Here is a 25540-nt window from a genome sequence, read left to right as displayed (position 1 = left end):
CTTACGCCTCCTTATCCAATCCATCACCCATCTTCTTCAGCTGCGACTGGAACTTCTTCTCCTTCAACAAGTCACGTTTTTCGCGTTTATCCTTCAGGGAAGCATGCTCAGGATTCGTCTCGTACTGCTTGCGACGGTCCAGACGCTGCAGCCCTTCCGGCACCAGTGTTTGCTTGACGTCGTTCATGAGGCCGGCAATGCCGACATTGGAACGCTTCTCTTCATAGTTTGGATACACTTCGCCAAAGTAGCCTTCTGCACGGCCCGGCACGTAATTCTCCGGCTCTGGATACGTTGTGATGACGCCTTCAAAATTACGCAGCACGACTTTATCCGGGCTTTGGGAAATGAGATAGTTTGGTTGCACAGCGATTTTCCCGCCACCGCCAGGTGCATCAACGACAAAGGTAGGTACGGCGTAGCCAGAAGTATGTCCGCGCAATCCTTCTATAATTTCAAGACCTTTGGACACCGGCGCCCGGAAATGGCTGATGCCTTCAGACAGGTCGCACTGATAGATGTAGTAAGGGCGAACGCGAATCTTGACCAGGTCGTGCATGAGCTTTTTCATAATCGGCACACTGTCGTTGATGCCGGCGAGAATAACAGATTGGTTGCCAAGCGGCACGCCGGCATTGGCCAGCATTTCACAGGCTTTCTTTGATTCTTCTGTGATCTCAATGGATGTATTAAAATGCGTATTCAGCCAGATCGGATGATATTTTTTCAGAATGTTGCACAGGTTTTCTGTAATGCGTTGCGGGAACACAACAGGCGCTCTCGTGCCGATGCGGATAATTTCCACATGAGGAATGGCCCGCAGATTCTTCAGGATATACTCCAGGATGTTATCGTTAATTAACAATCCGTCACCGCCGGAGATGAGAACGTCCCGCACCTGCGGCGTCCGGGCAATATACGCGATTGCATCGTCCAACTGCTTCTTTGGTACGCCCATGCCGATTTGTCCGCTGAAGCGGCGGCGTGTGCAATAGCGGCAGTACATGGAGCATTGATTGGTAACCAGGAATAGCACACGATCTGGATAACGATGCGTTAAGCCTGGTGTTGGGGAATCCTCATCCTCGTGCAGCGGGTCCTCTTGGTCATACTTCGTTTTGTACAGCTCTTTGGAAATCGGCACAGACTGCATGCGCACCGGACAGCGCGGATCGTCCGGGTTCATCAGCCAGGCGTAATATGGCGTAATGTTCAGCGGAATTGTTTTGGTGGAAATTTTGACACCTTCTTCTTCATCCGGTGTCAGGTTGATGACCTTTTTTAAATCATCCAGCGTCTTAATCGTGTTGGTCAACTGCCAAATCCAGTCATTCCACTGCTCTTCCGTCACGTCCTTCCAAAGCTCAACGTCCTTCCAATGGCGCTTTGGTTTATATAAATCATGTAGCATGACATCTTCCCCCTTCATTCAGCACTCACCCATATTTAATGCAAGTTGTGTGCCAACTCTCCCTTTTCCACAGACACAGCAAAATACGGTACATTGACCTACTATCTGTATATGTACAATGGAAATATTCGGTGAAGCAGAAGCGCTATCGATGCTTCGACAGCTTTTTCACGATGCCTGCTGCCAGATTTCCGGCACCAGAATGCCGGATTTTCGGCACATTTCCTTCCAGGACGTATACATGCTATGAAAAAGTGGTGCAGCAAAAGGAAATAAATCCCTTATAATGGTAAACAGGAGTTCACGGTAGATGCAGGAGAGGGAAAGTGCGGTTACTGGATCAGATGAAAGAACATGCATCAAGCATGATTGCCGGAAAGGATGAAGCCATAGAACCGGTACGTGCTGGGGATGAAGTGGCATATTCTGCAGCAAGCAAATCAAATCAAAGCAAGACAATCCTTCTAACCGTAATTGCCGGTGCCTTTGCATCTTGGCATGTATACAAAAGGCACCGGCACAGCTGCAGCTTGTGCAGCATTGGGTCAGACAACACAAAGTGCTGTACAGTATGTTGCGGCCGGCGGACAGCCTCCTATACTAGCATCACAGAAGCTTCGTTACCAGATAAAGTGCGGGAAAGCATAATGACAGCAGCGCCACCGCCATCCCGCCAAAGCGGTTTCCGTCCTTCCAGACCATCCTCGCAAACACAAAAGTATAATACATGCAATATAATCCCAGCGCGATCAGAACTCCCTCCATACCAGCCTCCTTACCGTCCGCTTACCTGCTGTGATTTCAATTGCTTGCCAAAGCTCTCAATATCAAGATCAAAATCCACATGTACCCGGGCTTTTGTATAATGCTTTTCCCAATCATAGGCTTCATATTGCTGCAACGTCCGAAAATACCGGCGGACCTCTGTATACCAAATGAACGGTTCCCCCTGAAACTCGGTCTGCGTCCGGCGAATAATGTCCATAGCTCCCGCTTGCAGCTCTTTTTGAATGCTCTTCTTCAGCAGCTGCTGGTTTTTCTCATTGCTTTCATAGTTCAGCAAGCTTGGCACGGAGTGAACTTGCACCTTAAGCGGAATCCGGACCTTCACGATAGGCCTTTCTCCTCCGACATCCATTGACACACTTGTGCTTTTGCTCCTGATTACCCGGAAGGAAACACGAAAGCGCGGATTCAGCGGGTCTTGAATTGACATAATAAAGGATTTCGCCAGAACTCTTCGGCGGAGCAGCAGTGCATACCTTGTCTCTTCTCCCGTCATCGTGCCAACCATTCTTCCTTCCTTGAAAACCGCAGATCCCATCATCTGAACCGGGTCACCGGAGCGTTGGGGAATTTGTCCGGCCTCGTACCCATCCTCATTGCCTTCCACCTGCTTCAGCCGCTTTGTGGTTGCATAAATGGCCAAAAAGAGTTCCCTGCCCACCCGCTGAAAATAACGGTTCATTGTAGAATAAGGAACAAACCCTGTATCCTTCCATCGCTTCTGCATAAAAGAATAATACTTATGGGGCCTTGTCTCCATTTCCGGCTTATTACGCTTAATAAAGGACTCTGCCTTCTCCCTGCACACCATCAAATTCATTTCACGGCGCATTTCCGGATCACGGATGGAATCCGCCATAATATGGTGAAACAGCTGCGTTCTCGCCAGCTTCTCTCCAATAATCATAGTTTGCAGATGAGCGAAGCTGATTCTCCTCGTTATCACACTATTGGCTATATCCTTTGCTGACAAAATGTCAGGAGCTGTAAACGTGACAATATCGCTCGGTGCTTCGTTCGGGGCTGATCCCCGGTCTGTTGAACCAACCTGAGGATTGGCGACCTGAAAGGTAACCCGAATTAAGTTGCCCTCAGCCCTGTCCAGCCCCATCACAACTACATAGGCCTGCTGCTCCAACTCCAGACGGTCGCCGCAAGCGGATAACGGCAACAGAAGCAAAAGCAGCCCAACACATTTCAGCAGCCTCATGTCTGCAGCCTCCTTTTCACAAAGTCCAGGAGCCAAAGAACAAAGGGGAGCAGCACCAGTACGACGGATCCTACATATATAAGGGAGGTGCGCAGCGCAATGCTGGCCATAATATTGGTTGGCAGCCGCCCGGCAATCACAACAAATCCGGCAATGGGAAGAAGCAGTGGTTCGAACTCGTGAATTTGCACCATCTTTGCAAACAGAAATGCCGTGATATACAGCGCAATGGCAAAATGCAAGACAGATGCAATGATCCAAAATCCAAGAAAAATAGCTTCTGCATGTGTAATCATCTCACCAAGAGGAACCGCCCGGGTCAGCTGCTGAAACGGAAAAGCCAAATAGGAAACGGCCGGATAGTCAAAGGAAATGACGTACAAAGCGCAGTATACGGCAACGACACTGCAGGATATTGCAAATCCGCCCAAGGCAGCCAGACGGAATTGCCTGTAGCTGCGGACAAAGGGGAAAAACAGAGCCAGCAGGATAATTTCCCCGAATACAGAGCTGTGCGTAATGCCCCCCTTTAAAACAACCGGCAGCCCCGGTCCTTCCAAAGGAAAAATCTGCAGCACATTTGTTTCCTTCCAGGACAGCAAAATAATGAGTATGGCGCTGCCAATAATATAGGGGAAAACAATCCAGGAGGTTTGCCCAATTACAGCAAACCCCCGGTTCGCAACAAACCACGCAGCTGCCGCAAGAAACAAAAGCAGCAAATCCGTAGGGGTTTCCTGATAGAACATCGTGTCAATAATATCTACATAGCTTCTCATGTTCAATATATCACTGCTTAGCATGATACAAAACAAAAGAAATCCAATCACAAAGCCCGCCTTCTTGCCGGCCAGCTTCATCACAAGCTCCATGAGTCCCAACTGGTGCCTTTGAATAAGAGATAATAGAAGCAAAAGCGAGACCAGCATACATCCTCCCATGATGAATGGCATCATCCAGGCGGCATTCTTGCCTAAATCAATCAGCAGATTTGGCGTTGTATCGGTAAATCGAATGCCGATCGCGAAGGACACCAGTGCCAGAAACTCCCTTGTTTGCAGCTTCGCTGTCCGTATCTTCATGAATCTGATTTCCCTCCCGGCCGCTTTGCTTTCGTCTTTGCAATCGGTTGCAGATTAAACGGCAGGAGCCACTGCTTCCATACAGGGGGACGGACAAGCAAATCCTTTGAGGAGCGCCCGTGCGGCGCCATCGGTGAAAGAAATGGAATGCCGAAGGACTCAAAGGAGACCATATAAGCAATCAAGCAGGTCAGCAGCAGCGCAATGCCAAAGAAGCCCATAAGCGATGCGGTCAGCAGCAGCAGAAAACGCAAAATCCGTATCGCAAAGTTAAAGCTGAGCTCCGAGATGGCAAAGGAGGACAGCCCGGTAAGCGCCACAATAATGACCAGGATCGGACTGATGATGTTCGCATCCACGGCCGCCTGCCCCAAAATCAGCGCACCCACAATGCCGATCGTGGGACCAATCACAGTCGGAACCCGAATCCCTGCCTCTCTTACCAGCTCAAAGGACAGCTCCATGATCAACACCTCCAGAAAAGCCGGAAACGGCACCCGCTCCCGGGTTGCGCTGATTGCCAGCACCAGGTCAGTCGGCAGCATTTCCTCATGAAACGTGCTGACAGCAATATAGAGAGAAGGCAGCAGCAAAGCTGTGAAAATAGAGAGCAGGCGGATAATACGGATAAAGTTGCCGTACGGCCAGCGCAAGAATTGATCCTCTGATGTGTGAAACAGCGTCCAGAACGTAATGGGCACCACTAATGCATAAGGGGAGTTATCCATTAACAGGACAATATGCCCCTCCTGTAAAAGCGCGCAGGCGCGGTCCGGCCGTTCTGTCATCAGCGTGGAAGGAATCAGGGAATAGGGCCGTTCTTCAATATACTGCTCCAGTATCGCCAAAGTCAGCACCGCATCGCTTTCAATGGCTGCAATTCTCTCTTTCACCTCTGCCACAAGTTCAGGGTTGGCAATATCCTTTCGATACATGACGGATACCTGCTTTGTTTCCTGCTGGTTCACTTTCATGATTTCACAGACTAAGTGACGATTTTTCATCATTTTCCGGATTAAAGAACGGTTGGTTTCAGCTGATTCAATGAAAGCTTCCTTTGGCCCCCGCAGCACATTCTCGACCGCCGGCTCATTGACAGAACGTCCGGCAAAGCCGGCAGTCGGAACAGTCAGGGCCAGTGGGCATCCCTCTAAGAAAATCAGAGTGTTGCCATTCAGCAAATGGCTGACTGCCGCTTGCAGCCGGCTTACTTGCTCTGCCTGCATGACCGTCAGCACATGCTGCAGCAATACAGCTGCTGCATCTCCTTGCTCATAAGGAAAGGTGGACTGCACAATCGGGCCAATAATATGCTCCTCAATGGTATCTGCATCCACAGTCCCCTCTAAGTACAGAATGGTGCCTTCTCTTCCAATTGAAGGGAACACAACATTTTTGGTCTTCAGTACATGATTCAATGGATAAAAGAAAGCTTTCTGAATTCTGCCAATATTCATATGCATGCTTTCGGAAAATGGAGTATCCTCCAGCATATGGTCTGTGTTGGATTCCTCTTCTGTCTGCATGTGCGCTCGTTTGAAAAAACTCATCATGATAAACCCCTGCTGTCTCCGTAGGATAGTCTGGGGAAGGCCATAGCCACCCTTTTATGGGAGTTATTATTTCCCAACAGTACGTTTCTCATTACCGCACAGGCAGAGCGCGCTTTTCTATTTTTTACGGTAAAATCATATACAGACAGCCTTGAGGCTGAAATAAAAAAAGAAGATTACTTTACAGTATTGAAGAAAGCATCCTCTGCCTTTGGTAATCTGTTGCAGTCCATTGGCATTGGAGCAATAACAGCTTCAATCCCTATCAATCTATTGAATATACCATATGCAGCATGTTCGTCACGGCCTTCGCAACCGAGAAAGGACCGCTGCCGTCCTTAGCAAGAACAAGCAACCGGGCCATTCCCGCTGCAGCACATGCCCAAGAAAGGCTTTTGTCTGCGCGTGCCTAATGCGTACGCTTTCCCAGCTCCGCCTCCAACTCCTCGCACTTTTCCAAAAAGCTTTCACAGTTCCGCGCCTCCTGCTCCATCAGCCGGACCAGCACTTCCTTTGCCTTCTCATACTGCGCTATAGTCTTATCGTCCTCAAGATGCTGCAGTCCATTTTTCAACGTACTAAGAAATACCCTGCCGGCGGTGAGAATATTAATTTTATCTGTATTGATCTGCTCGTTGTTCACAGGACATCCTCCCTTATAACCCTTGCTGTTCACAGTATTGTCCTATTACGCGGAAAATACTTCTCGGCTCCTGAAAATGTGTATACATATGCTGATTTGTTACAGGAGTACAACATATCTTGTTGCTTGTTTTAGGTTGACAGCAGCGGATCCACTGTGTAAAGGAGGGAATGGATCTGGTCTTTTTATTTTTGTTTCCCGGTTCAAGCCTCCTGACACCTGAGCAAAAAAGGAGACTCCGCTGCCGCCTGGAGTCTCCCACTGCACTTATAGTAGTCTGTTTTTGATTTCGTCATATTCAGCAGCGGAAATCTCACCTTTTGCCAGCCGCAGGTCCAATGCTTCTGCCGCAGAGATTTCAGCATACCGATATCGGCTAAAATTCAACAAACGGTTTACAGCCACAAATAAGAACGCCAGCACGACAATCCACAGCAGCATCATGCCGCCCATCATACCGTGGTTCATCATACTCTTCACTCCCCTTCTATTTTCAATTATAAAACAAAACTATGCAGTTGCTGTGCAATACCCGCCGATTTTACAAGATTGTCAAATAAGCCCGCCTCTTCTGTTCACACATTTTTCGCTTGTACACCCATACCCCCTATATGTATAATACAAATACGTCTATCAAGTATGGAGGGATCAAGTATGACAACAACTCTGCAGGTGAAAGGCATGACATGCGGCCACTGCAAGGCTGCCGTAACAAAAGCGTTAGAAGAACTGCAAGGTGTACAAAAGGTGGCAGTGAATCTGCAGCAGGGCACAGTGGACGTAGATTTCGATGCTGCCGCAGTAAGCCTGGCAGCTTTGAAGGAAGCCATTGAGGACCAAGGATACGATGTACAATAGGGAAAAAGGCATGCCGCTGGTGTGCCTTTTTTTTTGCCGCACACCATGGACGGGCAGCTGCAAATATCATCCTTGTATCTGCCGGCGGGGAAATCCAAGGGTGCAACCAAAGAAAAAAGCCGATCAACACAGGTTGACCGGCACATGGAAATGATGCTCTGCACGGAGGATTAGTGAATCCAAGCCGCCCCGATGATAATCAAAAGAATGAACAACACAACGATCAGGGCGAAGCCGTAACCGAAACCGCCGCCGCCGAAGCCGCCACCATATCCATACCCATAGCCATACCCAGGATATCCGTAACCCCACATAGTTTTTCACTCCTTACATAGTGTTGAATTAGTTTACACTCACAAGGTATGTCGGACAGGGGCTTATGTGTATGTGCATTCGCCCAGAAAACAAAAAAAGCTTTGCCTTCCGCCAAGCAGCACATAAAAACCCGCCGCAAACAGCTTGCAGCGGGTTTTACATATTATATTTCCGGGGCTGCCACAGCTGCTGCGGCAAGGCGCTGCCGGCGCCGTTCCATATACAATGCCTGCAGTGCCATCCAAGTATTGCCGACAACCCAATATAAACCGATTGCTGCCGCCAGATGGAAGGCCGTGAAGAAAATGAAGACCGGCATTACATACTTCATCACCTTCATTTGCTGCTGCATAGCTGGGTTATCCCCGGTATGCGATGCTTTGCTGATGGCCGCATACTGCAGGAATGTCGCCAAAGCAGCGAGCACCGGCAGCACGTGCAGCGGATCGACTTGCCCAAGACTGAACCAAAGAAATGAGTGTGCCGCAATCACCTTTGTCCGGACAATCGCATTATACAGCGCCATTAAAATGAACATTTGAATAACGGCAGGCAGACAGCCCATCATGGGATGCACACCATTCTCCCGATACAGCCTTGTCATCTCCTGCGTCATCTTTTGCTGTGCTTCACGGTCGTTGGCGCCATACTGCTCCCGCAGCTTTTTCAGCTGCGGCTGCAGCTCGCGCATCTTTACGCTATTATCATTCAAATAGACCGCAAGCGGAGCCAGCACAAGCCGGATCAACAGCGTCATCACAATAATGCCAATTCCATAGTTGTCACCGCACCAACTGGAGATTTCCGTGATTACGTAGGAAATTGGGTATACAAAATAGTGGTTCCAAAGTCCGCTGCTCTGTGGTGTAATGGCCCCCTGAGAACTGCAGCCGGCCAACAGCAGCAGCCCCAGTCCAAGTCCTGCCAAACTGAATTGTTTTTGATTCATCCTTCATCCTCCTTGTTGTGTATGATCACAGCAACAAAAAGGATGGCTCCTCTCCATCAGGGGCCGATTTGTGCTTTACAGAGCAGAGAATGCGCTGGCGAATATCAAACACGCAAAGCGGCACTGTCTGCCTGCGTGCCTGCAGCCTTGTGTCTTCGTTCAGCAAATGCAGCGAAGCATATGTGCCCGGGAGACGGGTGCAGAACTGCCGTGACCACTTGCCTGCCACATAGGAAGCGCCGATAATCGCCAGGAGAACCCAAACATCCCACTGCTCAAGCAACAGCAGCTCATCCATCCCATCCCTCCTTATCAACGAAAAGAAATTTGCATACTGTCCTGCTGCCCCCACATATAGTAGTAAACAGGAGGTGGAATTATGTTCCAGACAGAAACAGACCGTTATGCCTTCGAAGCCGCCATGTATGAGCAGCTTGCCTGCTACTATAAATACAGTGATCCCCAAAAGCATATGGAATTTTATTTGAAGCACTATGAAGCAGTGCAAAAGCTATCGCGCGCCTATCAGCAAGGACGAGCCCCGCAGCAGCCGTCCGGCACCCAGCCGGCACAGGTGCGCGTGCTCCACGCCTCACCGAATGCCCCAGCCGTCGATGTGTATATCAACGGGCAACGCGCCCTGCAAAATGTAACGTTTAAGCAATTCAGCAGCTACGTTGCCGTTCCGCAAGGCCAATACAGGATTGACGTATACCCGGCAGGCACTCAGACAACACCTGTAGTTTCTGCTATTGTGCCAGTGATGAGCAACATGGCCTACACGATTGCAGCTGCCGGAGATGCGGCAAAGCTGCAGCTGCTGGCATTTGCCGATTCCACATATTTGCCTTACGGCCAGGCAAAGGTGCGCTTCATCCACTTGTCACCGGATGCGCCGGCTGTCGACATTGCCAATCAGGGCGGAGACGTCATCCTGCCGAACGTGTCCTTCAAGCAAGCCACAGAATACCTGCAGGTCAGTCCCGGTGTCACCGACTTGGAAGTCCGCCTTGCCGGCAAGAAGGATGTAGTCCTTTCTCTCCCGGATGCCAAAATTGAAGCCAACAAAATATATTCCATTTGCGCTGTCGGCTTCACAGGCAAAGAACCAAAGCTTGAAGCTCTATTCCTGACAAACTAAGAGTCTACATCACTGTAGACTCTTTTTATCATATTTGCTTCTGAAAGGAAAGGATAAACTTTGTCCATTCCGGTGTCGACTCACAGGAAATGCTCCCTTGGTGCTTTTCCACAATTTTCCGGCACACAAACAAACCGATGCCTGTACCCAGCTTCTTCGTCGTGACGAACGGCTCGAAGATGGTTCGCATGCGATCTGCCGGGATCATAGGGCCGTTATTCTGAATGGTAATATGAATGCCCTCTTGGTCCTCAAAAGCACGAATCACAATTTTTCGTTCACGCCCCACTGACTCTAACGCATCAATGGAATTCATCAGGATGTTCAGGAGAACTTGGCGGATTTCATTTCGATATCCCGTAAACTGAATTGGTGATACAAACTGCTGTTCCACCTCCACGTTCGCATTCACCAGACTGGGATACAAGAATTGAATCATGTCACCAAATAAATCTCTCAGCATGAAGGTTTCTTTTTCATCCCACATTTCCTTGCGCGAAACGAGAAGAAATTGGGAAATGCGGAAGTTTAACTGATCCAACTCATGAGAGACAATGTCTAAATAAGGGAGGTCAGGATAGCTCCCTCGCAGCAGCTTCACAAAGCCCATGATGGAAGTCAGCGGGTTGCGGAACTCATGCACAAAGCTGGCTGACATCTGTCCGAGGATGGTCAACCGCTCCTTGTGTGTCTCATCAATAAATTGCTGCTTCTCCTCTAAATTGCGTGAAACAATATCGGAGTATGTCAGCACGGTGTAATAGACAAAATAATCGAAGCTTTCCTGAATTTTTTGCAGCAGCACTTGCAGTTCCGATTTCCCCGCGTCTAAGCGGCATAAGGCATCAAGCAGCACACTGCGGCCGATATTGGCATTATACACAAAATCACCAATTTTCCCATACGCTTGTACCCGCTCAGCCGCAATCTTATCACACAACGGCCGCAAATCCTCAATTTGCCTCTCATCTGCAAGAAAGTCCACCAAGAAATACAGCAGCTGTCTCCCATTATCGCTCATTTCCTGTTGAAAAGGATCATAAGTAACGAAAATAGCCTTTTCCTGCCACTCTCGCATCAATTGCCCGCTGTTCTCAAGCAAGTATGTACAAAATGTCTGTCCAATATCACTGACGATTGGAATGACCCCCTAACCTTCCGCTGCGGACAAGCGGAGGAATCGTTTCATATACTATGCATCTTATCACAAAATAAGGAATGCGTTAAGAGCTTGAACGCGCATTATTCCGAATTATCAATCTATTATTTCATAATTTCATATATATCCTTTGTATGTTTTTCTTGTGTGGCGCGCAGAGTAAGAAGGAAAGGCAGGTGCATATATGTCGCCAAAGGAAATAGAAGAGTATCTTCAAGAAGGAATGTACGGGTCCAGGGAGAATAAGCCGGAAGAACGGCACATCTATCTCGGATCCTTGCGCGAGCGGGCTGAACTGGCTTTAACAAAAGGACAAGTCATGGAACCGAACGTGTATCCGGAGTTGGAGTCCTGTTTGCAGCAGAATGCTTCCCTGACTATGCTCTTGAATGGATCCATTGCTTATTCATACTTGTCCAAGTATATCCAGTTGGCGAACAAGAAGAATATCCCTTTTACAATTGTCCAAAATGAAAAGCACGACACTCCAATTGGCCTGCTGTTGGCACATGCTTCTGCCGTGGACCGGGCTGAAATTTTTGTGCATGATCAAGTGTGGAAGCGGGAACAGTACTCCTGGCATTGAAATTCTCCCGGCGGACAAACCCGTCCGCCGGGGCTCCGCTCAGGTAACTTGCCTTAAGGCTATCAGCCTGGCCGCTTCTTGGGGGGATCTGGTAACCTCAATCCGCTTGGCGCAATGTCCATCCATCTCTATGATGCGAAATGTATGCCGATCCACCTCAATGCAATCATCCTGCGCGGCGCCAAAATGCTCTGCCATCAGCCAACCGCCAATGGTGTCCACCTCGCTGTCATCAATAGACAGACCGAATAAGCGGTTCACTTCACTTACCCGCACCCTCCCCTCCAAAACAGCGGTCTCTTCATTAATATGCTGAATTTCTGGCATTTCATCAACATCAAACTCGTCTTGAATGTCCCCGACAATCTCTTCTAAAATATCTTCCACTGTCACAAGCCCTGATGTCCCTCCATACTCATCGACCAAAATGGCCATGTGTGTGCGCTCCCTCTGCATTTTCACCAGCAAGTCCTGCAGGGGCATGGATTCAATTACTTGAATAATTGGACGCACATACGGCCGGATTGACTGCGTGCCGCCGTAACCAGCCTCTGCAAACACATCCTTAAAATGAATCAGCCCGATAATACGATCCTTATCGCCGTCGTATACCGGATAGCGGGTATATTGCTCAAGGGACATCATTTTCATGGCTTCCCGCAGCGGGGTGCTGCAATCCATCGCAGCCATCTTCGTACGCGGCACCATAACTTCCTTGGCAATCCGATTATCAAATTCAAAAATGTTATGCACATATTTATACTCTGAATGATTGATTTCTCCTTTTTCAAAGCTCTCAGCGACAAGCTCGCGCAGCATTTCCTCCGAATGGGCAGGCTGGCTGGCGGCTGCATCCAAGCCTTTGCTTTGTCCTGTCAGCAGAAATACACACAAGCGCATCAGCTGCAGCAGCGGGTACAGGCACCAGCGCATCCCCCGTAATGGAACAGCAATCCCTCCCCATTTTTCCGCGTGCCGCGCGGCAAAAGCTTTCGGGATCAAGATGCCGAGCATGACATACAAAAGTGCTGCACAACTCAGACAAACGGCAGCAAGAAAAGAAGCAGCCGCTCCCACGCCCCGGTCCAAAAGCCAAGCATGCAAGAGATTCCAAACAGCCGCTCCGGTCCAGCCAAGAAGGATGGCTGACACAGCAATGCCAAACCTGCAAAGCAGAACATAATCCTCCGCATACTCCTTTACCTTTTGGGATTTCGCTTGACGTCCTTTCGTCAACACTGTCTCACTGACTGCAAAAAATGCCGTCATGCCGGTTAAAGCACATACAATCAATATGTCCAAATATGTTTTCCCCGCCTGTATCATACAGACAAGGAGCCACCTCCTGCTGTTTTTACTTCTAATGTATGAGGCCCTCGTTGTCTCTCATTCTCATTTTCGCGTTCATGGAGCTGCTTCTTTTCCTGTAAAACAGCTCCCCATACCCCGACATTTTTTGCGTCCGTCTGCGCATTTTTTCTTTCTTTGCCGATTCCGCACTTGTTTTGTCAAGCTGGAAGGGATGCTTACAGGAACAGAGAAATGGTTAAGTAAACAAAACTTGTGGAGGGGTTACCATGGAATATAAAACTCCGATGATTGCCGAAATGATGGGGGTCAGCCCGAAGGTTGTGAAGCGGATTGTGCGCCAGTTGAACATTGAATTAAAACAAAATAAACTCGGTCATTATATATTCAATGAAGAAGATATGCAGCAAATTCAGGAACAATATGCGGCTGAACAAGAGGCTGCCGCTGCCGCCCTGCCTGCGGGGGAGTTCGCTTCCCTTTCACAGCTGGAGGAGCTGCAGCAGCAAATTGCAGAGTTGCGCGGCAGCCGGCAGAAGCCCGATTCAGCCGCAGACTCTGCACAGTTCGTCCCGTTGGAGCAGTTCCGGGCACTGCAAGCAGAAGTAGAGGCTTTGCGCAAGCAGCCAACTCCCGTTTCTGCTGTATCTGAGGAAACCCTTCATGCTCTGCAGGAACAGGTGCAAGCACTGCAGCCGGCTCCATCTGCCGTGTCCGAGGAAGCCTTCCATGCCTTGCAGGAACAGGTGCAAGCGCTGCAGCCGGCTCCATCTGCCGTGTCCGAGGAAGCCTTTCACGCCTTGCGGGAACAGATGAAGGGACTGCAGACACCGCCTCCTGCTGTATCCGGACAGGCCTTGCAGCAGCTGCAGGAGCAATTGGAAGCGTTGGTTTTGCGTATAGAACGGAATGAGGAATATATGCGCGGCAAGGCAGATGATGTTGTCAATTATCAGCTCCTGCAGCACCGCCGGGAAATGGAGGAAATGCAGCAGCGCATACATCGTCTGGAGGAGGCGGTGGCGCAGCTGGAAGCACGCAAAATTCCTGTCCCTCCAGCGGGGGATTTTCCGCAAATCAAGAAACCAAAGCGCCGCAGCGCCATCTTCAGCGTCTTCGGCTTATAAGGGAACACCCTGACGGCAGTCAGGGTGTTTTTACGCTGCTGAGGGGCGGTGTTCTTCTCACCCTGCATACAGCTTTACCCTCTTACAGCCTCGGATCCTTGCATAAAAAAAGGAATTCGACAAAAGCCGAATCCCTCCTGTCTTATTATGCGTTCACCGGAGACAGCATAGCCTCCATGTCTTCCGCAGCAGTTGTGATCAGCTTCAGATTGAACTGCTCCTGCAGCACCTGAAGTACTCCTGGAGAGATAAACTCCGGCGGCTTTGGTCCAATGCGAATATCCTGAATGCCGAGACTGAACAGACCCAGCAAGATTGCGACCGCCTTTTGCTCAAACCAGGACAGGACAATGCTTACCGGCAGCTCATTCACGCTGCAGCCGAAGGCATCTGCCAATGCCGCTGCGATTTTAATGGTAGACACAGAGTTGTTGCATTGTCCCAGGTCAATATAACGAGGAATGTCTGTGCCTGGCACCGTTCCATAATCCACGTCGTTAAAGCGGAATTTCCCGCAAGAGGTTGTCAGGATTACTGTATCCTGCGGCAGTGATGTTGCCAGCTCGCGGTAATATTCTCCGCCCTTGCCCGGCGCATCGCAGCCTGCTATTACAAAGAATCGCTGAATTTTGCCTTCGTTCACCGCTTGGATAATTTCCGGCGCAATGGAAAGCACTGTGTTATGGTGGAAGCCGGTGGACAGCTCTTCCTCAGACTCCATATTTGCTTCCGGCAGCTCCAGCGCCTTTTGGATCAGCGGGCTGAAGTCTTCATTTTCAATCTTGCGCACACCTTCCAAGCCGGCCACTTCGTAGGAGAAGAAGCGGTCTGCATATGTACCTTTTATCGGCATGACGCAGTTTGTGGTTGCCAGGATGGCACCCGGGAATTTCTCGAACAAACGGCGTTGATCGTACCAAGCCTTTCCAATATTCCCCTTCAGATGCGCGTACTTGCGCAATGCCGGATAGCCGTGCGCCGGCAGCATTTCAGAGTGTGTATAGATGTTGATGCCGAGGCCCTCTGTTTGCTTCAGCAGTTCTTCCAATGCAAACAGATTGTGCCCTGTCACAACAATTGCTTTTCCTTCCACTTTGTTCTGGCTGATTTTCACAGGCTCCGGCACACCGAAACGGTCTGTATGCGCCTGATCCAGCAGCTCCATGACCCGAATAGCGGATTGGCCGACCTTCATCGCCATATCGAAGTGCTCCTGCAAATTAAAGTTTGAGTTTGTGAGAGTCATATACAACGCTTCATGTGTTGTCGCATCCACGAACGGATCTGTATAACCAAGCTGTGCAGCATGTGTACGGTAGGCCGCGATCCCCTTCAAGCCGAATACCAGAATATCTTGTAAGCTTGCAATTGTTTCATCTTTCCCGCAAACCCCGATTACCTTACATCCGCCTGTCGGCGTTTGTTCGCATTGATGACAGAACATAGTATCTCATCCCTTCGCTCTAAATCTGATTCACACCTTTATCATAGAAGAAATAGAGGGAACTGGGTGTGATGGAAATCACAGGGAGACAAAGAGTTCTGTGACAGGTTTGCGAACATTCTCTTATACTGGCAATTTATCCAAGCAAGAGGCCCCGGCTGTTTTCCTTCAGCAGCTGCTGCGCGCGGGTATCCGTTAAGATGACATCGCGGAATTCCTTCAGGGAATACATATGCCGTATGGCCTGTGACGCGTTAATCCGCACAGGCACCCCCGTCAGCTGCCCTGTGAAGGAGAAGACTTCATCGATTGGCTCTATCCGAAATCCCAGAAAACGAAGATACATATACATCCGCTTTGTTACAGCAGCCACATACCAGTCTGCCCTTGTTTCCAGCGCATGAATGAACAGAATGGCCGCCAAACGCTTAAAATGACCCCGGCCCCGATATTGCCTGTTGATGCTCAGTTTGCCGATTTCGTATACCTTTTTATGCTGAATTTCCATGAAGGCTGCATTTTTGGAAAAAGGATAAAAGAACTCTGAATTGGACTCCTCTGGACTGCTGTACCGGGCACACTCCACCGTGCCGATATATTTGCCGCCTTCGCCGACCAGCAAAAAACGCTCCGGCTGCAGACAACGTTCAATAAATACGAGATTTCGTTCCTCGCAGAAATCTCCCCACAGCTGCTCAAACACAAGATGCTCTTCTGGACTATGCACCCGTTCAAACATTCCCATCCCCTGCCTTTTCTCTGTTCATTTTCTATAAAAACGTCTTATATTATATAAATTGATAGCGCTTTCAATATCTATCATAACTCTTTCTTACTTGTATATCCATTAAAAAATATTCATTTTGCATACATGAAATGCCAAATAAAAATTCACGCTAATGACAGGGGGTGATTGTGTTGACATCTGCTGTGCCGGCAGCCGGCCTCATTCTGCTGTTACTGCTGCTCATCATGCTCATGGATTTCATTCAAGGGTATAGATTTGCCGACTCCGTTCAAGCCGTTCTGGATATGTGGAGAGGGCTGGACGGGGAAGATGCCTTGGCATTTTTCTTTTATGCATGTGTATGCTTTCTAAGCGTAAAAACATACAAAAGAAAACAGGAGCGCGCTCAGGAGTGACTCCTGTTTTTCATCCATAGCGCGGCCAACAGCAGCAGAGGAAGCCCAAATTGCATAGGCAGATGCAGAACATACGGCACGTACCGGAGCCCTTCCTGCAGGTGCGCCGCGAAGTTCGTCGCAATGAGCGAGGATGCCAGAGCCACGCCCGCCCCCAACAGGTATGCAAACGGAACGGGCTGATAAATGGAAAACAATTCCTTAGCTGCCAATAGAGCCGCGGCAAAAAAAATCATAATTTTAGAGAAACCAAGCAGCACCATTACAATGACCACAAAGGCATCAAGCCGTTCCAGAAAATCGCCGATGTCAATCAGAGAGACCGCTGTTAAAATGGGGAAGGTGGCGTGTCTGACTGATTCCGCACCAAGAATGGTGACATGCAAGCATGCAAGGATGCTCAGCGTGAGTCCGGTCAGCAGCGTGGCGCCAATGACAGTTCTCCCTACCTGCCTGCGTCTCCAGACATATGGAAACAGCATAAGAAAAGCCACTGTCTCTCCAAATGGAAAGGTAATCATTTGCGGAAATACAATCCGAAAAATCGGCTTCCACCCATTCTCCAGAAACGGCTTTAAATAGCTCGGGTGGATGATGCCTGATGCTACTTCCAAAGCGACCAAGATCATAGTCGTGGCAATAATGATGCCGGTAATCACAATTGACATCCTCGCCCAGACCTCCATGCCAAGGCTGGTGACGTACACCACTGTAAGCATCATAAACAGGTTGATCATCATGGGGGATATGTTTGGATAAGCGGACAGAATCAGCAAAGAACCGAAGTCCCGAAGCACACGGGAGCAAGTATAGAGAAAATACACAATATAGCACACCCCGGCTGCGCCCCCCGCATATGTTCCAAAGGCTGTACGCAGCATACCGACCAGCGTTTCCGAAGGCAACTGCCGGTGCAGCAGGATATACAAGCAAATCGGAATCAGCCCGGCTGCTGTGCCGGCCAGCACAGCAATCCAAGCGTCCGTCCCGGCATCGCGTCCGATGTCAACCAATGCCGCACTGCCAAGCTGAAACATCAAGAGCAAACAAAACAACTCTGCTGACGGAATCAGTTTCTCTTTCATCCTTCATCTCCCTTACTGAATGAGCGGATAATGATTTTGAATCATGCCGGAGCGCCGGATGGTTGTCTGCACCTTGACAGTGAGATCTGCCTGCCCAAACAGCCTCGGCCAATCCTGATCATATTTCTTCCATACCCGCGGCTGGTTGCGGTACAGCCACTCTCCAAATCCGAACACATCGCTCTGCATCTTCTGCACCGTTTGAAATCCATGCTGCATTTCCTTCTCCAGCTGTCGGCTGACTTGCTGTTCCAGTTGGCGGACAGCCTTTGGCGAAGCAACTTCAAAGCTCCGGCAGCCAATCCCTTCAATTTCGGCCTCTACATACAGGTCCAAATGAAATTCCGGCCGCCCCTGCTTCATATCCACATGCTTTTTTGCTTTGGCATGGCCAATTTCTGTATGTATTCCCCGTTTCTTGCCGCAAGGGACTGACACTGCGGAGAATCGGACTCTGTTATCCGCAAGGAGCACGGCTCGCGCATCTGTATGATGCAGCCAGCCTATCAGCTTCGCCTGATTGTCGAATATTCCCAGGCCTCCCACATTGCTTGCATGCGGATGAGATTGCTCCACATATGCCTGCTTGCTTGTCTGACTTGCCTTTCCTTTTGCCGCTATGCCGCTTACAACAGGGTTCCGTCCCGGCATGGAAACAGTCGAGACAAAATCGTGCACCAGCAGTTTGCTGTTCTCACCCAAGATTTCCGCCGTATTCTCCAGCTTTCCGATCACAGACTGGGCCGGTATTTTATTCAGGGCGGTCAGGCCATTTAAAATGCGAAGTGCCGTTGTATGCTGGGCAATCACCATAGGAATATTGGTGCGGATGCTCTGGTCCCGCTCAACCAGATCCATAATTTCCTCCAGCCCGAAACGTGCCGCCTCTTCCCCGATAAGGAGGATGGAAGCATGGGCATAGAAATTGCGGCGGGATAAATTACGCGCTGACTCCCGGACAGCACTGATTAAACTGCGCCCTTTGGCGCTGACGTTCACGATTTGAATTCCTGATCCTCCCCCGTTTTGCGGACTGCCTACCTGATTCGGGTCAATCACTTGAAAGGTTACCTGATACATCGGCTTGCCATCTTCCTTGATTAGGTCAATGCCAAGCCCGACAATGACAGCCAGTTCATTCAATTCTGCCTGTGAACTGCACCCGTTCAAAACGAACAGAAAGGACAACAGCACATACAAAGCCCGTTCTCTCATGGCTCTTCCTGCCCTCCTTTCTGGCACCGGTGCGGTTCCTCCACGTTAAAGATGCGGGCTATGCTTCCGCGATATGGTGCGGCTCCAGGTGATGACGGAAGCCAATTCGCTACATACATAATACCGACTGACCGCAGACTGCAAATATGGGCAACAATCGCCAGCATGCTCAGCAGCAGACCATAAAAACCGAGATAATAGGCCACAAACATCAGGGTGAAGCGCAACAGCCGCGCCGGTACAGCCAGACTGTACACCGGCAGTGTAAAGCTGGAGATGGCTGTAATCGACACCACGATTACCATAGCTGTCGAGACGAGTCCGGCCTGCACCGCTGCCTGCCCCAATACAAGCGCCCCCACAATGGAAACAGCCTGCCCGACAGCCCGCGGCATTCGGACACCGGCCTCGCGCAGAATCTCAAACAACAGCTCCATGATAAAAGCCTCCACGATTGATGGAAACGGGACGCCTTCGCGTTGCGCATACAGGCTGATCAACAGACGTGTCGGCAGCATAGCCTGATGGTAGGTAATGAGCGCGATATAAACAGAGGGGGCGAGCAGAGCGATAAAAAAGGAAGCGAACCTCACCCCTCTGATGAACCAGCTGATATATTTGCGTTCGTAAAAATCCTCCGGCGACTGAAAAAATTGAAAAAAGGAAGCCGGGGCTATGAGGACAAACGGCGTTCCGTCAATAAAGACGGCAATTCTCCCCTCCGCAAGATTAGCGGCGACAGCATCCGGCCGCTCTGTGTTCAGAATCGTCGGAAACAAGGTATCACTTCGATCCTCAATCAGCTTCTCAATATAAGCGGATTCCAGCACCATATCCAGTTGCGCCCGGTTGATCCGCTCCCGGATTTTCGCAAGCGTCTGCCCATCTGCCACCCCCTCCATATACATCATTTCAACCTTCGTACGCGAGACAGAACCGGCGAGCAGCTTCTCCACCCGCAGCTTTGGACTGTGAAGCCGTTTTCTGACCAACGCTGTATTCGTGCGAATATTTTCTACGAAGCTTTCCTTCGGGCCGCGGATGACGGTCTGTGTGGTTGGCTCTGCCACCGCCCGCTGCTCGCCGCCCTTTGTATGCACTGCAATGGCGGCATCGCATTGATCGAGAAACAGGACGGTATCGCCTTCCAAAATGGCCTCCAGCACCTGCTCCTGTGTGCCGATTTTCTTTAGACCGCCCGCCGTCAAAACTTCTTCCTGAAGCAGCCCTGCCGCAAGTGGACCTTCCACCCGCCGCTGTGCCTTGAGGAGCGGCTGCAGAATTCCATCGGCGGCAGCCGCCTCATCGGATATTCCATCAATTCTTACAAGGGCAGCCCGCTGGGCAGATTCCCCCAGGACAACCTGCCGGATGGACACATCCGCACTATCCCCAAGCTCTTTGCGAAGCATGTCCAAGTTGGTGCCGAGACAGAGGGAAAGAAGCTTCTCTGCTGCTTGTTTCATACACTCACCTGATTTCTGGCATATATGCTGTATATTGCCCAATTTTGGCAAGCATAAGTCCAATAAAAAAAGCGGCCTCTGTAAAGAGAACGCTTCGCTCCTGCACGGAGATACAATCAGCAGCCTCCTGTTTTGGCCTGTCAATCCTCCAGCGCCAGCCACTCCCGCATAATGCGTTGCAGCTCCCGCTTCCCTACAACCTGCTCCTGTCCCTGCTTTGTCAAATACGGATAAAACTGCAGGAAAATTCCGCAGCCTGTGTCAATTCTTCTGGGGTGCATTTGACTGCCCGGGTACACACAAATCACCTCATAGATGGCCCGCCGATGAAACTGCCGCCTTCCATCCTGCTCCCGTACATGCTTAATGGACCAGTACTTATACATTTGCTCTGTTGCCTTGGTATTGCCGACCGGCTGAAAAATATTGTACATCGGGCTGTACTTCACCTCGATGATGACCGAAGACTGATATACCTCCCCGCCCTCCGTGCACCTGTAACAATCCAGGCGAATGTCCGGCTTTTTCGTATCCTCTCCATTGTAAAAATTGCTGCCCTTGCTGAGGGCAATAAGCGGATGTGTCTCAATGAGTTCATTAAACGCAATGCGCAGCTGTATGTCTCCTTTTACCAGCACAATGGTCGTGCCATCCTGCAGGCCATCGAGATAAAAGTGGGTCTGAATTTGCTCGGCAACAGACGGTGCAGCACGAAAACCCAGCTCCTGCATTGCCTCAATGACCGCAAAGTACATGTAGTATTCATACAATAAAAAGGTTGGTTTGTGGACAAGCAGGAAGGTCGGCTTTGAGGTTTGACCTGCATTCGGCTCCCCGCTTTTGAGCAGGCGCACATACTCCCGTTCCTGCGGACGCAGCGAGGCAGGCGGCGCGAGCTGCAGCTCTTCGCCTGGTTCACGCTGGCGGTACAAGGACTCCATGCGCTGCCGAAACCCCTGCAGAATGCTTTGCATCACCTTGTATTCCCGCAGCTTCACGGCTGCTTTCTTTACATCCGTATCCTTAAGCGGCAAAATATTCCGGTACTTTTGCTTATCCCGATCCGTTACAGAGCCGTTTCGCTCAATCGTCTGCAAAATGCTCTGTACAGCTTGCTTTTCCGCTTTGCTGCTTTCCTGCATGTGTTCTATTTTTTCAATTGTGTTCCCAAGAAAGCGGACAAGCTGCAGCAGCTCATACAGGAAGGAACGCGTTTCCTGCTGAATATAGCGCAGCCGCACGCTCGTGTCCTGGTAATACCGATTGTAGTGCAGCTGCGCCTCTCGGGCCTCCAGCTTCATGTTTTTCCGCAATGTGTACGGACTCTGCTTTCGATACTGGCGCCCTCGCTCGTAGATGACCTCCCTCGCCTCACCCCGCAGCACCTCCGCATACAGACGCAAAATCCGGGATGCCTGCTTAGACAACGCGCGGATTGCCTCCATGCAGGGATGGTCCTCCAAATCGGCAAAGGTGGAAAATGTCTTTTTATAGTGGCCGCGATCCATGATGAGACTCCCCATTACCTTCTCAACGGTTTGCTGAATTAAGGAGAGGCCCTCATCCTGAAAATTTTTCGGGGTAATGCGAAACGCCCCATAATACGTCTCTTCTCCCACCTGCACCTCAAAGTGATACAGCCCACAGCGCCATGGATAGGCATAATCTGTTTTGCCGTGTTCATACAGCAAAGCTGCCGGCTGCTTGCGGCTCAGCTCATACGTTCCTTCCTGCCCTTCCTTCCGGCCTTCATATACCTTGTTCCATACAAACAAAACCGGCTCTGCTTCCCCTGACAGCTGCAGCCGCAAAGGCTTCAGCTCCTGCACGTCATAAATGCAGATCTCAATGTGGCGGAGGGAACAGCAAAGGTGTGTCAGCGGGATGACCTCCCCCTTCTCCCCGTTTCCCACAATGAGACGCAGAGAAAATGGCAGCAGCTGCGCTGTATCGATAATGAAAGTTGTTGCCTCATTATTTGGCATATCCGTACAGCTCCAGTTCCCGCGCCTTCTGCCGCAGCAAGGCGAGCGAGTGCGTGAATGTGGAAACATCCTGCGCCAGCGGAGACTGCAGCAGCTCCGGCAGCGATTCCTCCCTTCGGCCGCGCTCCTGGACAAGCGGCGCAACAGCATGCTCCAGCCCGCGTATTTTCGTCAAGATACGCTGCTTCACCTGCAGATCAAAGGCCTCCTCCCTGCTGATCAGCCAATTGCCGTCCTCATCCTTTGGCAGGTTGGCCAGGTAGCTGCCGATGGCGGCGGCCGCCCGAAAGGACACTCCCTTGGCCGCATCATGCTTTTGCAAACACGCATGCAGCGCATCCAGCAGCTCCAGCTCCTCCTCCGTAAAGGAGAGCGAATCATCAGTGCGGCTCCATTGTGCGAACAGACCGTTGAAGGACCTCAGTGGCTCCGTCTCCCTGCGGGCGCCGGCTGTCACAAAAGCCTCCCGGAATGGGGGCTTTTCGAACGTCACCATATTCACCCGGTCCAGCAGGCGGTCTGACAGCTCCTTCGTTGTTTCGTCGAAATTCACGGTACCGACAAAAATGACGTTGTTGCCGATTGTAACCTGCTGCGGCACCTCTGAATCCGCAAGTGCGTGCAATTTTAACATGCGCGCCTCCGGCTCCAGCTCCAATAAGGACAGAAAAGGGGTGAACCAATGCTCGACATGTGAAATGTTCATTTCATCAAATACGACCATGTACAGCTGTTCAGGATGCCGCTCCGCTTCTAATAAAAACGGCACCAGCCCGGTTTCGCTTTGAATAAAGGAACCATTCGGATGGCCGTAGCCCAGCAAGTCCTGCGGCTCCTGAAACGAAGGAGAAATGGGAAGCCATAACAGCTCCCGCCCGTGCCGCAAGCCCATAGCCTCAGCGTACACTTTCACAAATTTGGACTTCCCAATCCCCGGCATCCCGCCGACAATGGTAATCCGCCCGGTTTTGACACACGTATGGAAGTTTATCATATCCGTCAGCTCCAGATAGAGCCCCTTCTCCCGCGTCTGCAGCTGCAGTTGCCGCAAAAAAGCAGCTTCCCCATGAGTATCTGCCCCTTCTGCCGGGGCACGCTGCTTCACATCCGGCATGATCAGCCGTTCTCCTTGTTTTTCTGTTTCCTCTCTCATCATGTCATAGTGATCCTTTTGAATGAAATACAAGGCATCATCTACATTCCACGACACGTATGCATCCCAATCCTCGATATCATAATACACCACATTCCGGTGCTGCTCCCGGTACATGATAGAGCTGACAGTGGATTTCAGTGAAAGCCGGCCATACAGACGCCCCTGGCAGTACATGAGTTCGGGCATGCCGAGATCGCTGCTGTAGCGCGGCAGCAGAAAGGACACGTACCCTTTGCACAGCTTCCGTTCCAGCATTTCCCTCGTCTGTCCCACCCCTAAGTAAGGTGCCGGTACAATCTCATAGAAGGAAGCAGCCTCCTCTGCTTTTCCGGCTATCAGTTCTACGTACAAGTGCTTGTTCCCATGCCGGAGACGAAATAAAAACAAGCTTGCTTTCAGGTCTGCAGCATCCCGCAGCACCTTTTCGTTTTGGGGCAGCGAGCGCAAGCCTGAGAGACGGACCGGATTTCCTTCCGCCGCAATGGCTTCAGTAATAAGCTTGGGGATGGGCGAGAGACATTGGATGCGGAAGGATTTTTCATTGGTTTCCACAATGTTGCCGACAAAGACAAGATGATGCAGACGTTTTAACACATTTGGATGCAGCGTGCGTTGAAGCTTCACAGACGGGAGCCTCCTTCTCGTATGCTTTTATCATTGTATGCGCCGGCAAAACAAACAAGAAACAAAAAAGCCTGACCGGAGTCAGACTTTATACAGGATTCTTGAACTGCTTCGTTTTCTTTTCCTGATCCACTGCATTTTTTGCAATTTTCATTTTGGAGACTGTATAGCGGAGGGTATCTTCCATATTTTTGTCTTCTTCCAGTTGAATCTTTGTCAATGCAGCCACCGTGTTGGCCAAATGCTCAACCGAGTGGCGCAGATGAGGCTGATCGTTGAAGAAAGATTCCTCGAGCAGCGTCTCCACAATCTCTTGCGCCAGCCCTTGAATACGGCGAAGCTTTTCTTGATTTTCCATCACACCCAGTCCCCCTTTTTCACGAAAGAATGACAATTCTCTTGCTTTAGCTTCTACTATATTCTATTCTATAAAATTCCAGAAATTCCTGTTAAAGAATATTGTTCCATCAGGGGAATTTCTTGGCTCTATTATTAATAAACCGTTACTTCTCGTTTACATCTTCTTTGAAATCGCTTTTATTGTCTGAATTCTTGTTATACTTGCCTTACAAACCAGAACAATCAGGAGGCATTTACACATGAAACGCACCGCACTTGCTGCATCTCTTCTCTCTATTACTCTATTATTCTCAACTGCGCCGGCCTCAGCCGCTGCGGCACCCATTTCTCACAAGTATGTATCTGTTGACAACAGCTTGCATTTGCGCAAGTCCCCATCCACTACATCCCCTGTATTAGCCAAACTGGGCGACCATACAAAGGTGCGCGTCTTGGCGGCACAAGGCGACTGGACAAAGATTGAGGCAAACGGCAAGACAGGCTATGTGCACTCCCGCTACCTGACAAAGCAGAGGCCGGCAGCCCCGGCAAAAGCGGAGCATATCATTTCCTTTGCGAAAAAATACATAGGCACTCCATATGTGTTTGGCGGCACAACTCCAAGAGGCTTCGACTGCAGCGGCTACATTTTCTATGTCCTGTCCAAGAATGGGTATGACATGAAACGGACAAACGTGGCGGGGTATTGGTCCCAGGCCAAGCGTACAAAAAACCCAAAACCAGGTGACCTGATTTTCTTCCAGAATACCTACAAGAGAGGGCCTTCACATATGGGCATTTATCTGGGGAACGGCAGCTTCATCCACGCCAGCAGCTCCAAGGACAAGGTACGCATCGACAATATGAATAATTCCTATTACAAGAAGCATTTCTTGGGCTACGGCAGGCTTTCATAGCAAAAAGAAACAGGAATCCCCCGCTCCTTTCTCCAAGG

Annotated in this window: 25 protein-coding genes and 1 pseudogene; 6 read left to right on the top strand and 20 right to left on the bottom strand. The window is 50.1% G+C overall.

Annotation, left to right across the window (positions count from 1 at the left end; translation table 11 throughout):
- Position 1: 1 nt before the first annotated feature.
- From kamA to NK662_RS11925, 7 genes are all read right to left on the bottom strand, one after another.
- Positions 2-1411: a lysine 2,3-aminomutase gene (gene kamA / locus NK662_RS11955; RefSeq protein WP_254759163.1), complete on the bottom strand. Its 1410-nt coding sequence runs from the start codon at positions 1409-1411 to the stop codon at positions 2-4.
- Positions 1412-2017: 606 nt separating this feature from the next.
- On the bottom strand, positions 2018-2176 hold the full coding sequence (locus NK662_RS11950; RefSeq protein ID WP_254759162.1) for a hypothetical protein: 159 nt from the start codon (positions 2174-2176) through the stop codon (positions 2018-2020).
- Positions 2177-2186: 10 nt separating this feature from the next.
- Positions 2187-3407, bottom strand: coding sequence for a Ger(x)C family spore germination protein (locus tag NK662_RS11945; RefSeq protein ID WP_254759161.1), 1221 nt, complete (start codon positions 3405-3407; stop codon positions 2187-2189).
- The gene (locus tag NK662_RS11940; RefSeq protein WP_254759160.1) at positions 3404-4489 is read right to left on the bottom strand and encodes a GerAB/ArcD/ProY family transporter; all 1086 of its coding nucleotides are present in this window, start codon (positions 4487-4489) and stop codon (positions 3404-3406) included. Before NK662_RS11940 ends, NK662_RS11945 begins: the two co-directional genes overlap by 4 nt.
- Positions 4486-6042, bottom strand: a complete 1557-nt coding sequence (locus NK662_RS11935; protein WP_254759159.1) for a spore germination protein — start codon at positions 6040-6042, stop codon at positions 4486-4488. Before NK662_RS11935 ends, NK662_RS11940 begins: the two co-directional genes overlap by 4 nt.
- Before the next feature lie 409 nt (positions 6043-6451).
- Complete coding sequence (locus NK662_RS11930) at positions 6452-6685, bottom strand: hypothetical protein (protein ID WP_254759158.1); 234 nt, start codon at positions 6683-6685, stop codon at positions 6452-6454.
- Between the two features lie 267 nt (positions 6686-6952).
- Positions 6953-7156, bottom strand: a complete 204-nt coding sequence (locus NK662_RS11925) for an SHOCT domain-containing protein (RefSeq protein ID WP_254759157.1) — start codon at positions 7154-7156, stop codon at positions 6953-6955.
- Positions 7157-7339: 183 nt separating this feature from the next.
- Here NK662_RS11925 and copZ point away from each other — a divergent pair, with 183 nt between their 5' ends.
- Positions 7340-7543 (top strand): copper chaperone CopZ, encoded by a 204-nt coding sequence (gene copZ, locus NK662_RS11920; RefSeq protein WP_254759156.1) that lies wholly within the window; start codon positions 7340-7342, stop codon positions 7541-7543.
- A 170-nt stretch (positions 7544-7713) separates the two neighbouring features.
- On the opposite strand, the gene NK662_RS11915 is transcribed toward copZ, so the two are convergent.
- The 3 genes from NK662_RS11915 to NK662_RS11905 form a co-directional block, all read right to left on the bottom strand.
- Positions 7714-7857: a YjcZ family sporulation protein gene (locus NK662_RS11915; protein ID WP_254759155.1), complete on the bottom strand. Its 144-nt coding sequence runs from the start codon at positions 7855-7857 to the stop codon at positions 7714-7716.
- Positions 7858-8021: 164 nt separating this feature from the next.
- Entirely contained in the window at positions 8022-8807 is a 786-nt protein-coding gene (yidC, locus tag NK662_RS11910; RefSeq protein ID WP_254759154.1) for a membrane protein insertase YidC, read from the bottom strand.
- A 25-nt stretch (positions 8808-8832) separates the two neighbouring features.
- The gene (locus NK662_RS11905; protein ID WP_254759153.1) at positions 8833-9105 is read right to left on the bottom strand and encodes a hypothetical protein; all 273 of its coding nucleotides are present in this window, start codon (positions 9103-9105) and stop codon (positions 8833-8835) included.
- Between the two features lie 81 nt (positions 9106-9186).
- On the opposite strand from NK662_RS11905, the gene NK662_RS11900 reads away from it, so the two are divergent.
- Entirely contained in the window at positions 9187-9948 is a 762-nt protein-coding gene (locus tag NK662_RS11900) for a DUF4397 domain-containing protein (RefSeq protein ID WP_254759152.1), read from the top strand.
- 28 nt (positions 9949-9976) lie between these two features.
- Here NK662_RS11900 and NK662_RS11895 read toward each other — a convergent pair whose 3' ends face one another.
- Positions 9977-11092 (bottom strand): sensor histidine kinase, encoded by a 1116-nt coding sequence (locus NK662_RS11895; protein WP_254759255.1) that lies wholly within the window; start codon positions 11090-11092, stop codon positions 9977-9979.
- A 199-nt stretch (positions 11093-11291) separates the two neighbouring features.
- On the opposite strand from NK662_RS11895, the gene NK662_RS11890 reads away from it, so the two are divergent.
- Positions 11292-11693: a YueI family protein gene (locus NK662_RS11890; RefSeq protein ID WP_254759151.1), complete on the top strand. Its 402-nt coding sequence runs from the start codon at positions 11292-11294 to the stop codon at positions 11691-11693.
- Positions 11694-11732: 39 nt separating this feature from the next.
- On the opposite strand, the gene NK662_RS11885 is transcribed toward NK662_RS11890, so the two are convergent.
- Positions 11733-12995 (bottom strand): hemolysin family protein, encoded by a 1263-nt coding sequence (locus NK662_RS11885; RefSeq protein ID WP_254759150.1) that lies wholly within the window; start codon positions 12993-12995, stop codon positions 11733-11735.
- Positions 12996-13903: 908 nt separating this feature from the next.
- Between NK662_RS11885 and NK662_RS24335 the strand changes: the two are divergent.
- Positions 13904-14015, top strand: a pseudogene (locus NK662_RS24335) (chromosome segregation protein); the annotation flags it as partial.
- Positions 14016-14273: 258 nt separating this feature from the next.
- Here NK662_RS24335 and hcp read toward each other — a convergent pair.
- Together hcp and NK662_RS11870 are read right to left on the bottom strand one after the other, a co-directional pair.
- Positions 14274-15572, bottom strand: a complete 1299-nt coding sequence (gene hcp / locus NK662_RS11875) for a hydroxylamine reductase (RefSeq protein WP_254759148.1) — start codon at positions 15570-15572, stop codon at positions 14274-14276.
- A gap of 136 nt (positions 15573-15708) precedes the next feature.
- Positions 15709-16311 (bottom strand): GNAT family N-acetyltransferase, encoded by a 603-nt coding sequence (locus NK662_RS11870; RefSeq protein WP_254759147.1) that lies wholly within the window; start codon positions 16309-16311, stop codon positions 15709-15711.
- Between the two features lie 179 nt (positions 16312-16490).
- Here NK662_RS11870 and NK662_RS11865 point away from each other — a divergent pair, with 179 nt between their 5' ends.
- Positions 16491-16715, top strand: a complete 225-nt coding sequence (locus NK662_RS11865; protein WP_254759146.1) for a hypothetical protein — start codon at positions 16491-16493, stop codon at positions 16713-16715.
- On the opposite strand, the gene NK662_RS11860 is transcribed toward NK662_RS11865, so the two are convergent.
- From NK662_RS11860 to NK662_RS11835, 6 genes are all read right to left on the bottom strand, one after another.
- A complete protein-coding gene (locus tag NK662_RS11860; protein ID WP_254759145.1) occupies positions 16706-17800 on the bottom strand; it encodes a GerAB/ArcD/ProY family transporter in 1095 nt (364 codons plus the stop codon). The genes NK662_RS11865 and NK662_RS11860 overlap by 10 nt on opposite strands.
- Positions 17801-17812: 12 nt before the next feature.
- Positions 17813-19015, bottom strand: a complete 1203-nt coding sequence (locus NK662_RS11855; RefSeq protein WP_254759144.1) for a Ger(x)C family spore germination protein — start codon at positions 19013-19015, stop codon at positions 17813-17815.
- On the bottom strand, positions 19012-20481 hold the full coding sequence (locus tag NK662_RS11850) for a spore germination protein (protein ID WP_254759143.1): 1470 nt from the start codon (positions 20479-20481) through the stop codon (positions 19012-19014). Before NK662_RS11850 ends, NK662_RS11855 begins: the two co-directional genes overlap by 4 nt.
- 140 nt (positions 20482-20621) lie before the next feature.
- The gene (locus tag NK662_RS11845) at positions 20622-22466 is read right to left on the bottom strand and encodes a hypothetical protein (protein ID WP_254759142.1); all 1845 of its coding nucleotides are present in this window, start codon (positions 22464-22466) and stop codon (positions 20622-20624) included.
- Positions 22456-24246, bottom strand: coding sequence for a DUF8727 domain-containing protein (locus NK662_RS11840; protein WP_254759141.1), 1791 nt, complete (start codon positions 24244-24246; stop codon positions 22456-22458). Before NK662_RS11840 ends, NK662_RS11845 begins: the two co-directional genes overlap by 11 nt.
- A gap of 88 nt (positions 24247-24334) precedes the next feature.
- Positions 24335-24604, bottom strand: a complete 270-nt coding sequence (locus tag NK662_RS11835; RefSeq protein WP_254759254.1) for a LemA domain protein — start codon at positions 24602-24604, stop codon at positions 24335-24337.
- A gap of 241 nt (positions 24605-24845) precedes the next feature.
- Here NK662_RS11835 and NK662_RS11830 point away from each other — a divergent pair, with 241 nt between their 5' ends.
- Positions 24846-25502, top strand: coding sequence for a C40 family peptidase (locus NK662_RS11830; protein WP_254759140.1), 657 nt, complete (start codon positions 24846-24848; stop codon positions 25500-25502).
- Positions 25503-25540 lie beyond the last annotated feature (38 nt).

It is taken from the genome of Ectobacillus ponti, from assembly GCF_024294785.1.
In the GTDB taxonomy this organism is placed as follows: domain Bacteria; phylum Bacillota; class Bacilli; order Bacillales; family Bacillaceae_G; genus Ectobacillus; species Ectobacillus ponti.
The sequence above is the reverse complement of the archived record's forward strand: the minus strand, read 5'-3'. Positions and strand labels throughout refer to the sequence as shown.

Coding starts and splice junctions, on each gene's coding strand:
- hcp (WP_254759148.1), bottom strand. CDS start 15,572: ATGTTCTGTCATCAATGCGAACAAACGCCGACAGGCGGATGTAAGGTA.
- NK662_RS11940 (WP_254759160.1), bottom strand. CDS start 4,489: ATGAAGATACGGACAGCGAAGCTGCAAACAAGGGAGTTTCTGGCACTG.
- NK662_RS11860 (WP_254759145.1), bottom strand. CDS start 17,800: ATGAAAGAGAAACTGATTCCGTCAGCAGAGTTGTTTTGTTTGCTCTTG.
- NK662_RS11900 (WP_254759152.1), top strand. CDS start 9,187: ATGTTCCAGACAGAAACAGACCGTTATGCCTTCGAAGCCGCCATGTAT.
- NK662_RS11845 (WP_254759142.1), bottom strand. CDS start 22,466: ATGCCAAATAATGAGGCAACAACTTTCATTATCGATACAGCGCAGCTG.
- NK662_RS11855 (WP_254759144.1), bottom strand. CDS start 19,015: ATGAGAGAACGGGCTTTGTATGTGCTGTTGTCCTTTCTGTTCGTTTTG.
- NK662_RS11905 (WP_254759153.1), bottom strand. CDS start 9,105: ATGGATGAGCTGCTGTTGCTTGAGCAGTGGGATGTTTGGGTTCTCCTG.
- yidC (WP_254759154.1), bottom strand. CDS start 8,807: ATGAATCAAAAACAATTCAGTTTGGCAGGACTTGGACTGGGGCTGCTG.
- NK662_RS11835 (WP_254759254.1), bottom strand. CDS start 24,604: ATGGAAAATCAAGAAAAGCTTCGCCGTATTCAAGGGCTGGCGCAAGAG.
- kamA (WP_254759163.1), bottom strand. CDS start 1,411: ATGCTACATGATTTATATAAACCAAAGCGCCATTGGAAGGACGTTGAG.
- NK662_RS11830 (WP_254759140.1), top strand. CDS start 24,846: ATGAAACGCACCGCACTTGCTGCATCTCTTCTCTCTATTACTCTATTA.
- NK662_RS11915 (WP_254759155.1), bottom strand. CDS start 7,857: ATGTGGGGTTACGGATATCCTGGGTATGGCTATGGGTATGGATATGGT.
- NK662_RS11945 (WP_254759161.1), bottom strand. CDS start 3,407: ATGAGGCTGCTGAAATGTGTTGGGCTGCTTTTGCTTCTGTTGCCGTTA.
- NK662_RS11850 (WP_254759143.1), bottom strand. CDS start 20,481: ATGAAACAAGCAGCAGAGAAGCTTCTTTCCCTCTGTCTCGGCACCAAC.
- NK662_RS11890 (WP_254759151.1), top strand. CDS start 11,292: ATGTCGCCAAAGGAAATAGAAGAGTATCTTCAAGAAGGAATGTACGGG.
- NK662_RS11950 (WP_254759162.1), bottom strand. CDS start 2,176: ATGGAGGGAGTTCTGATCGCGCTGGGATTATATTGCATGTATTATACT.
- NK662_RS11870 (WP_254759147.1), bottom strand. CDS start 16,311: ATGTTTGAACGGGTGCATAGTCCAGAAGAGCATCTTGTGTTTGAGCAG.
- NK662_RS11925 (WP_254759157.1), bottom strand. CDS start 7,156: ATGATGAACCACGGTATGATGGGCGGCATGATGCTGCTGTGGATTGTC.
- copZ (WP_254759156.1), top strand. CDS start 7,340: ATGACAACAACTCTGCAGGTGAAAGGCATGACATGCGGCCACTGCAAG.
- NK662_RS11935 (WP_254759159.1), bottom strand. CDS start 6,042: ATGATGAGTTTTTTCAAACGAGCGCACATGCAGACAGAAGAGGAATCC.